The 8798-nt window shown below is 47.7% G+C and carries 4 protein-coding genes and 1 pseudogene; 4 read left to right on the top strand and 1 reads right to left on the bottom strand.

All coding sequences use genetic code 11. From position 1 onward, the window contains the following. Positions 1-73 precede the first annotated feature (73 nt). A pseudogene (locus tag QUA03_RS20840) lies at positions 74-685 on the top strand (ribokinase); the annotation flags it as partial. A gap of 175 nt (positions 686-860) precedes the next feature. On the opposite strand, the gene QUA03_RS20835 reads toward QUA03_RS20840, so the two are convergent. Further along, entirely contained in the window at positions 861-2135 is a 1275-nt protein-coding gene (locus tag QUA03_RS20835) for a ribulose bisphosphate carboxylase small subunit (protein WP_333214558.1), read from the bottom strand. Between the two features lie 128 nt (positions 2136-2263). Here QUA03_RS20835 and QUA03_RS20830 point away from each other — a divergent pair, with 128 nt between their 5' ends. From QUA03_RS20830 to QUA03_RS20820, 3 genes are all read left to right on the top strand, one after another. Then, positions 2264-3535 carry an aspartate aminotransferase family protein gene (locus tag QUA03_RS20830; protein ID WP_333214556.1) on the top strand — a complete coding sequence of 424 codons (1272 nt, stop codon included), beginning with the start codon at positions 2264-2266 and terminating at the stop codon, positions 3533-3535. Between the two features lie 585 nt (positions 3536-4120). Beyond that, complete coding sequence (locus QUA03_RS20825; protein WP_333214554.1) at positions 4121-4978, top strand: transposase; 858 nt, start codon at positions 4121-4123, stop codon at positions 4976-4978. Positions 4979-5018: 40 nt separating this feature from the next. Then, positions 5019-8699 carry a CHAT domain-containing tetratricopeptide repeat protein gene (locus tag QUA03_RS20820; RefSeq protein WP_333214552.1) on the top strand — a complete coding sequence of 1227 codons (3681 nt, stop codon included), beginning with the start codon at positions 5019-5021 and terminating at the stop codon, positions 8697-8699. Positions 8700-8798: the final 99 nt, after the last annotated feature.

The following is an 8798-nucleotide window of genomic DNA, read 5'->3' as shown; positions in this document are numbered from 1 at the left end:
TTTAGCAGGCATTCACTTTGTCTGAATATCATTATGTTATATTATACCACTATGCGTTTTAAATGCACAACAGCTTATTGTGATTCCGGGCGCGAATAACAATGTCGGTGAAGCAGAGATACAACGTCTCAAAAAACTTTTAACAGGAGCTACATCTTTGCTGTTACAGTTAGAAATTCCCCTGGAAATTGTCCAAAAAGCTGCGAAAGCTGCTCGTCAAGCGGGGGTGCGAGTTATTCTCGATCCAGCACCGGCTAGGGCGGATTTGCCGATCGAACTTTATCCGCTAATTGACATTATCACGCCGAATGAAGTGGAAGCCAGCCAGTTAGTCGGTTTTCGGGTGAATGACACGGAAACAGCTATTGTAGCTGCCAAATACTTGCAGGAGCGTGGCGTCAAGAATGTTATTGTCAAATTGGGCGATCGGGGGGCTGTTGCTGTTACGGCGGATGAAACCTTTTTTGTACCGGCTTTTGCTGTAGAGGCGATCGACACTGTGGCTGCTGGCGATGCTTTTAACGGCGGTTTTGCCTCTGCATTAGATGCCGGTCTGTCCTTGTCAGAGGCGGTGCGGTGGGGCGCAGCAGCGGGCGCTCTGTGCACAACTAAAGTGGGTGCTCAAGGTGCTATGTGCGATCGCACAACTTTTGATAATTTTTTACATAATAGATTTCTTGCATAAATCTTTGATTGATAGGTTAACCGCAGATTTTAAGCAGATAAACACAGATAATTTCAAGAGATGAAAGTGAACGACCATAATAGGTATATTTTCTGTCAAAAAAAATCAAAATCTTGTGGGGTGGGCTTCTAGCCCGCCCCAAATATGCAAGAATTTAAATCTGTAAACGCTTGTCCTAATTTGGCCGCTGAATAATTGTTTCAACTACCCGCCGCTTGACTTTTGGATCGATACCAATCAGCCGCACGTATTCGCCGCCGTGTTCCGCCAAACAAGTTTCTAAAGATGCAACCACATCTTTTTCCTGTGCAGTTTTAATCGTCGCGCAACTTTGCCAAGAACCAGTCTTAAATCGGCGATTATCTGCATATTCCATGCCAATTTTGCAGCCTCTTGCTAACAACTGCTTTACTTGTTCCAATACCTCGGAACTCAGCCGCGCCGCATGACCGTTACCCGCTTCAGAACTTGGCTCAACGTAAGCCTTATAATATTTGGATGACGGGTCGTTTAATTCACTTTGCGTGGGCGCAGCAGCAGGGGAATTGGGGGTTCCTTGAACGTTGAAAAGGCGCGATTGGTTGTATTCATCTACTAAGCGCATTTCCTGAATCCGCTTTTGTTGACCCACCATCAAACTGCCCATTTCTATTAAATGAGCGAGGCTAAAATTCGGGTTCTGGAAATCTGGCGCTGCTTCCAAAGTGTTTACCAAACGCTTGGAAACTCGCTCGATTCCTACTTTGTGAATGAATTCGCGGATTTGTTCGTCATAAATGCGCGATCGCAAAGCGCTAAAAAAGTCGATCGCCTGATCGGCAAAATTATCCACTAACGCCACAATATCGGTTTTTGACAATTTGTCCGACTCAAAAATTCCCCCAACAATGCCAATTTTATCATCCCGGCTGGGTTCCCAATAAAACTTCTCCATCCGCCCGTCGCGAATCAGCGGCGCGTACAGCGTAGAAAAATCATTTCCGGTGACAATAATTGGCACTCGGTGCAGCGGCGTACTGTCATAACTTCCCGGTAACTGCACATTAGTTGGATTATCAGCAATATTCATCAGAGTCGCATTGACCATCTGAGTATTGACAGTATATTGAGTAGTAGTATCGAACCTGCCAGCACCAGCATCCAAATCGTTAATAAAGATGGCGCACATCTCACCCCGCACCCTAATTTGCTCTGCAGCTTCCCGGTAGCGCAAGCGAATTAAACGCGCCGGATCTCCTGCATCCGGGCTTTCTAATTCCCCACCAGATATCATCACCGGTTCAAAGCCCATCCGCCGAAAAACCAGCTCGGTTTGAAAAGTTTTGCCTTCTCCTTTACGGCCGTGAATTCCCAAAATTAGGGGAACTCTTACCCCTGGCAAATTTAAAAAGTTCTTAGTGACGTGCACCGCAACTTTATCGAGAAAGTTAGGAGAAATGTAATAACTCATCAGTAGATTTGTGAGGGATTAATTGAGGTTACTGTTATGATTTTATGACAAAACTAACAGCCTGCACCGCTAACCTGGATTTTTACCGTACAATCGAGGTCTGAATATTATGTGTTAAGGAGCGATTCGTGAGTCCAGAAACCTTACTAAAAGAACCAAGCGTGCAAGCCGAAGCCAGTCCCTTCAGTTCTGAGAGCTTCGACAGCTATGTAATGACAACTTACGGGCGTTTTGCGATCGCCCTAGAACGGGGCCTCGGCTGCCGCGTTTGGGATACCGAGGGCCGCGAATATCTCGATTTTGTGGCTGGTATTGCTACCTGCACTCTGGGACACGCGCACCCGGCAATGATTGCAGCGGTAACTCAGCAAATTCAGACCCTGCACCATGTTTCTAACCTTTATTACATCCCCGTACAGGGCGAGCTGGCGAAGTGGCTTGTAGACCATTCTTGCGCTGACAGAGCCTTCTTTTGCAACTCCGGCGCGGAAGCTAATGAAGCAGCAATTAAACTCGCCCGCAAATACGCCCACGAAAAATTAAATATCTCGAATCCGACAATCATTACCGCTGTTGCGAGTTTCCACGGGCGGACTTTGGCGACAATTACGGCAACGGGACAGCCTAAATACCAGAAAGGTTTTAGCCCTTTAGTTCCCGGATTTCACTATGTGCCCTACAACGATATTAGTGCGATCGAAAGTGCGATCGAGCAACTCGACAAAGACGAACGCCAAGTAGCTGCAATTATGCTGGAAGCCCTGCAAGGCGAAGGCGGAGTTCGCCCCGGAGATATCGCTTACTTCCAGCGCATTCGGGAAATTTGCGACGAAAAAGGCATTTTGCTCATTCTCGACGAAGTGCAAGTCGGGATGGGACGCAGCGGCAAATACTGGGGCTACGAAAACCTCGGCATTGAACCGGATATCTTTACGTCTGCGAAAGGGTTAGGTGGCGGTATCCCGATCGGCGCTATGCTGTGCAAATCTTCCTGCGATGTATTTGAACCGGGAAGTCACGCCAGCACATTCGGCGGCAATCCTTTTGCTTGCGCTGTAGCTTTGTGCGTGTGCCAAACTTTGGAACGGGAAAACCTTCTGGAAAACGTGCAGCAGCGCGGGGAACAGTTGAAAGCAGGCCTCAACAAGTTGGCGGCCGAATATCCGCATTTAATTGCCGAAGTGCGCGGCTGGGGTTTGATTGTTGGGATGGAATTGCAAGCTGATATCGAACTTACATCCGCTGATATCGTCAAATCTGCGATCGCCGCAGGAGTTTTGTTGGTTCCTGCAGGCCCGAAAGTGCTGAGGTTTGTCCCGCCGCTGATTGTCACCGCCGCTGAAGTCGATCGAGCTCTGCAGGCAGTGGAGTCAGCCTTGCGTTCTCAAGCGGTACAGTAAAATCTACTGAGTTGCTTTTTGTTAGCTGTAGCGCTGAAACTCGCGCAATATCCTAGATAACTCACTTAGTCCAGGACACACTCTTCCTCAGAAACCGGGTTTCTTTCAAGATTTCTCGTTACTAAACCCAATATTTTCCCAGAAACCAGGTTTCTTAGCGTAAGTCTGATCGGGGTAAAAGTAAACCCGCCCCGCTGCAAGTCTGTGGGGGCGGGTTTTTCAATTTTAGAAAGGCCTGTGAAACCCGCCCCCACATGGTGACGGTGCCTTTAACCGCGATTTTACTCAAGAGGCACGCGCAAAATCATACTATTAGCGATCGTAGGTGCTAGTTTCGCTATGTGAGTGTCTGTTGGGACTGGTGAATCCTGGTTTAACTATTTCGGGCCCTTCCCACTAAACCGAGTACCGTTATAGTGGGAAGGGCGGGTGATGACGATTGCATCCTCAAGTAATTTTGCTTATCGCTTTCAAGAGAGAAAAGATGTAATCCTCGTCACAAAAAAAATTTTTTCGTAATGCTTTGATCATCAACTGTATACTGTATATTGTGAGAGAATAGAAGAACCAAGGAGGTGATGTTGATTGCTACACCAGGCTATCCAAGTTAGTTTGTATCCTACCCAAAATCAACAAATACAAGTAGCTTCAACTTTTGGGTGTGCGCGTTGGTGGTCTAATTATGGTCTAAATAAATCAATTGAAGTTTATAAAAAAACTGGTAAAGGACTTGGCTGCTTCGGGTTAAACACACTTTTACTGACTCTCAAAAAATTAGATAAAAGTGGATGGTTAGGTGAGTTATACAGCCAATTTTTGCAATTTACTACGCTCAATTTAACCACTGCCTACAAAAATTTTTTTGATAGATTGGCGGGTTTTTATAAGTTCCCACCTCAAGATAAAAAACAGTCATTTCAGTATCCTAAAAACGTCAAATTGGTAGCGGTTACTAGAATTTTCCGGTATATCGAAATAACTAAGCCCCAAATAAATAGATATAGATTAAGTGAGGGTGAAATTCATAATTCAATTATTAGTAAAAAATATTCAGGGAAATATCTTGCATCTATACTGACTGAAATCCAAGCTGAGAACCAGACAACAAAAGAAGGTAAGATTGCGGGCATTGATTGCGGGAACTTAGTCGAGATTGATAGAGGGGTTTCCACTTCCAAACTTTGTTCTAATTGTTTCGATCAAATGACCGAGATGCCATTAGATATGAGGGAAGGGACTTGTCCTCACTGTGCTAGCGATCGCGATCGGGAGGGGAATGCACCGATAAAGATGAAAGCAGAAGCTATCAAAACACTAAAGGCGGAAAGTTCAACCGTTTCTGCTTTAGGATGCGAGGTAAGACCAAAGGTTGGACGAAAGTCTCAGCTAAGGCACTCGCCTATGAGTACAGAAGCCCCTACTATATTCGGTACTACGATTTAGGGGTGGGTAGTTCACTTGGTTGCACAGAATCAGCGCTCCTATGGTTAATAGTTTGGCGGAATGCACGATGGACGAACAGCGTCGCAAAACTGATGTTAATATGCTCCAAGCGCTGCTGGAAAATCCTGGGGACTCAGGAATAGATTTGATTTTGAGGACGAACCCAAAGTCGATCGACTTTGGGTTCGTGCAAACGCTTTATTTGGAAGAACCGGCACTGACGCGAGAAAGTTTGCTGAAAGCTGCAAAATTTTTCCAAAGGGCGATCGCACCCTTAGAATCTGCAAAAGGGAATTATAAATTGCCCGCAACCGGGGCAGCATATCTGGCTTTTTTAGCAGAAGTCTTGCAGGCAGTGGCGCGCGGCGCTGATTCGCAGCACCTGTACTCGCTGCTGAGAAACCATTTAGACAAACTCGACCAGAATTTCGCACAACTGCTGCGCCACTGGGCCACTTTGGTGCTCCCTGCTGCCAAAGAATCGGAGACTAGGCGCATTGCAGCGTTAATCGGCAATCTGAGCAACAAAATTGGGCGGTTTCCCCTCGGCAGCAAGGCTCATAACTTGGAAATCGAAATTGCCGGTTACGAAACAGTTGCTAAGGTGTTTACCCGCAAAGACTTTCCCCAAGAATGGGCGGTGATGCAAAACAATCTGGGCAACGCTTATAGCGATCGCCCCAAAGGTGATAAGGCTCAAAATATCGAACAGGCGATCGCTTGCTTTGAAAATGCCCTACAAGTACGCACGCCCGAACAGTACCCGGAACAGTGGGCGACGCTGCAAAATAATCTGGGCAACGCTTACAGCGAGCGTCTCAGGGGAGATCCTGCAGACAATCTAGAACAGGCGATCGCCTGCTATCAAAACGCGCTGCAAGTTCGCAGCCGCGAGGCTTTCGGGGAAGAGTGGGCGAGCACTCAAAACAATCTCGGCCGTGCTTACAGCCGCCGACTACGGGGCAACCGAGCCCAAAATCTGGAACTGGCAGTCGCTTGCTACCAAAATGCTTTGCAAGTCTACAACCGCAAGGTGTTTCCCCGGCGTTGGGCCACAACTCAAAATAATTTGGCAAATGCTTACTGCGAATTGCTGGGGGGCAACCGAGCCGAAAATCTGGAATACGCGGTTACGTGCTATCAGAGAGCTTTGCAGGTGCGGACTCGGGAAGCTTTTCCGCAGCAGTGGGCGACGACTCAAAGGAATTTGGGCCGGGTGTTTGTCGATCGCATCAAAGGCGATCCGGTGGAAAATTTGGAAATGGCGATCGTCTGCTATCAAAATGCTTTACAAGTCTACACCCGCATCAAATTTCCCGAAGCCTGGGCTTCGATCCAAACTTACCTCGGTAGGATCTACAGTCGGCGGGTGAAAGGGGAAAAAGCCGAAAATATGGAAATGGCGATTGCCTGCTATCAAAATGCTTTGCTGTTTTGCAACCGCCAAAAATCTCCCGAACGCTGGGCAATGCTGTGTGCCTACCTCGGCCGCGCTTTCTGCGAACACGTGAAAGGGGAAAAAAACCGCAACCTCAAAAGCGCGATCGCCTGCTATCAAAATGCGGGCGAAGTCTACACCAGGCAAGCCTATCCCAACCGCTGGGCAATGCTGCAAATTTATCTCGGCAGGGCTTATTCGCAACTGACGGAGGCGGAAAACTTGTCCCACATGGAAAGCGCGATCGGCTGCTATCAAAGCGCCTGTCAAGTCTACACTCGCGAAACCTATCCCCACCGCTGGGCTGAAATTTTATTTTATTTGGGTCAAGCTTACCGAATTCGAGGCGACTTGCTTCGCGCCTACGGGGTTTTTACTGCTGCTGTCGATACTGTGGAATTCTTGCGTTGCGAAGTTGGGGTTGATACAGTCGATTTTGGCGATTCCCTACGGGATAGCTACGCTTCACGGACGAGTACCGCAAAAGTCAAATTAACCCGCACTTGGGCTGGACTCTATAAATGCCTGGTGCAAGTTTGCCTCGAACTCGGCGCCAGCCAACCTGAATATTACGCTAAGGCTCTGGAATACGCCGAACGCCACAAAAATCGGAATTTGGTACAACTGCTGGTTAAATGTTACTTGACTCCGAAAGCCGAAATTCCTGCAGCGGTGCGAAGCGAGTTGGAGTCCCTGCAACTGGAAATAGCGGGGGAACAGCGGCAGCAAGAACAGGGAGAACCTGAGCCAAACACGACCTTGATTTCTGAGGGCGATAGCCAAGGTTTGAGCAGCGGTTCTCTACTGCCGAACTCGGACTTCATGCACTTAAATCAATTGTGGAAGCAGTTTGATAGGTTGATTGCGCGGGAGGTGCAGGCAAACGACCCTTTCTTCAGCCTCGCTCACAAAGTTGAACCGATCGCTTTTGAGCAAATTCGCCAATTGTTGCCTGATGACAATTGCGCTGCTGTGGTGTGGGCGAGTTTGGGGGAGTTGCTGGTTGCTTTTGTGGTGGTAAAGAGTGCACAATATCCCGCCGTTCACCTGTGTTCGTCGGAAAATGCTTTGGCTGCCGAAAGTTGGGCCCAGGAGTACCTCACCGCTTATTCTGAACAAAAAGGTCGCTGGATCAATCATCTCCAGACTCGCCTCAAACGCTTGGCTACGATGCTGGAAATCGATCGAGTGGTGGCGCTGATTCCCGATAATTGCGATCGGCTGATTTTTGTGCCGCACCGATTTTTGCACGCTTTGCCACTCCACGCTTTGCCTTTGGCGGGGAGAGACGGGTTTGATGACGGTGGGGGAATTTTTAGGTCTGGGTGGAGTGATCGCAGCGGTTTTGATGTGGAAACCTACACCCTTTCGGATTTTTCTCAAAGTTCGTCTTTTGGCGACGTTGCAGCGCCTGCTGCTTCTTTGATCGATCGATTTGCCGGAGGAATTCGCTATGCTCCTAGCTGTCAGCTATTGCTGTTGAGACAAAGTGCACACGGAGCGGCTATTGGTCGGTACAAACCCGGTTTGCAGCAGCTTTTGGCAATTCCAACTTTCACCAGAGATGCGTTCTACAGCAACATTGAAATCGGCACTATTTCCCAGTATTTTGCCAGTACAGAAGTTGTGCGACATAAGCCGGCAATTAAAGAGGCTTTTTCCCAAGAAATGTCTGCTAATAATGGGAATTTACCCCAGCAAATAGGGCAGTTGCAGCATAAGAAATGCGCTCACTTTGCTTGTTTGAGTTTGCTTAATTTGGCTTGGCCACTGAAATCCGCCGTGTTTTTGAGGAATGATTCTCTGAGTTTGGAGGAAATTTTTAATCTGGATTTTCGGCAATATTTTTTAGTTACTTTATCTGGTTGCGAAATTGCCGCTGGCGGAGTTAGCGGTGCTGGAGGAGATTTTGTGGGTTTGTCGGCGGGTTTGTTGTATGCTGGCACGTCTAGTGTGGTTAGCAGTCTTTGGAAGGTGAATGATGTTTCTACGCTGCTGCTGACGAGCAAGTTTTATGAAAATCTGGGACGGTTTTCTCGGTTGCAGGTGGGAGATGTGGCGATCGCCCTGGGGGAGGCTCAAAGGTGGCTGCGGGATTTGACTAGCGAGGAATTGGAGGTGTTGCTGGCGGATTTTCAACCTCAAATTTCGCAAATGTTCGATCGGCTTTCTCAAAGTTCTCGCCTGATTGCGGAGGCTTCTTTGCAGCAAATTCGCAACCGCAAACCCTATCCTTTTGCCAATCCTTATTATTGGGCGGCTTTTACTGCTGCTGGGGTTTAGTGATTAGTCATTAGTCAACAGTCAACAGTCAACAGTGATTAGTCATTTAAAAACCCGACACTAACAACTTATTTAAAGTTATCAATGTCGGGCACAAAT

Origin of the sequence: Microcoleus sp. S36b_A4, from assembly GCF_036700645.1 — a bacterium.
Lineage (GTDB): Bacteria > Cyanobacteriota > Cyanobacteriia > Cyanobacteriales > Microcoleaceae > Microcoleus.
Note: the sequence above shows the minus strand (reverse complement) of the source record. Positions and strands in the feature narration are given on the sequence as shown.

What these genes read in the sequence shown, in the direction of transcription:
- QUA03_RS20835 (WP_333214558.1), bottom strand. Translation starts at nt 2,135, where the DNA reads ATGAGTTATTACATTTCTCCTAACTTTCTCGATAAAGTTGCGGTGCAC.
- QUA03_RS20820 (WP_333214552.1), top strand. Translation starts at nt 5,019, where the DNA reads ATGGTTAATAGTTTGGCGGAATGCACGATGGACGAACAGCGTCGCAAA.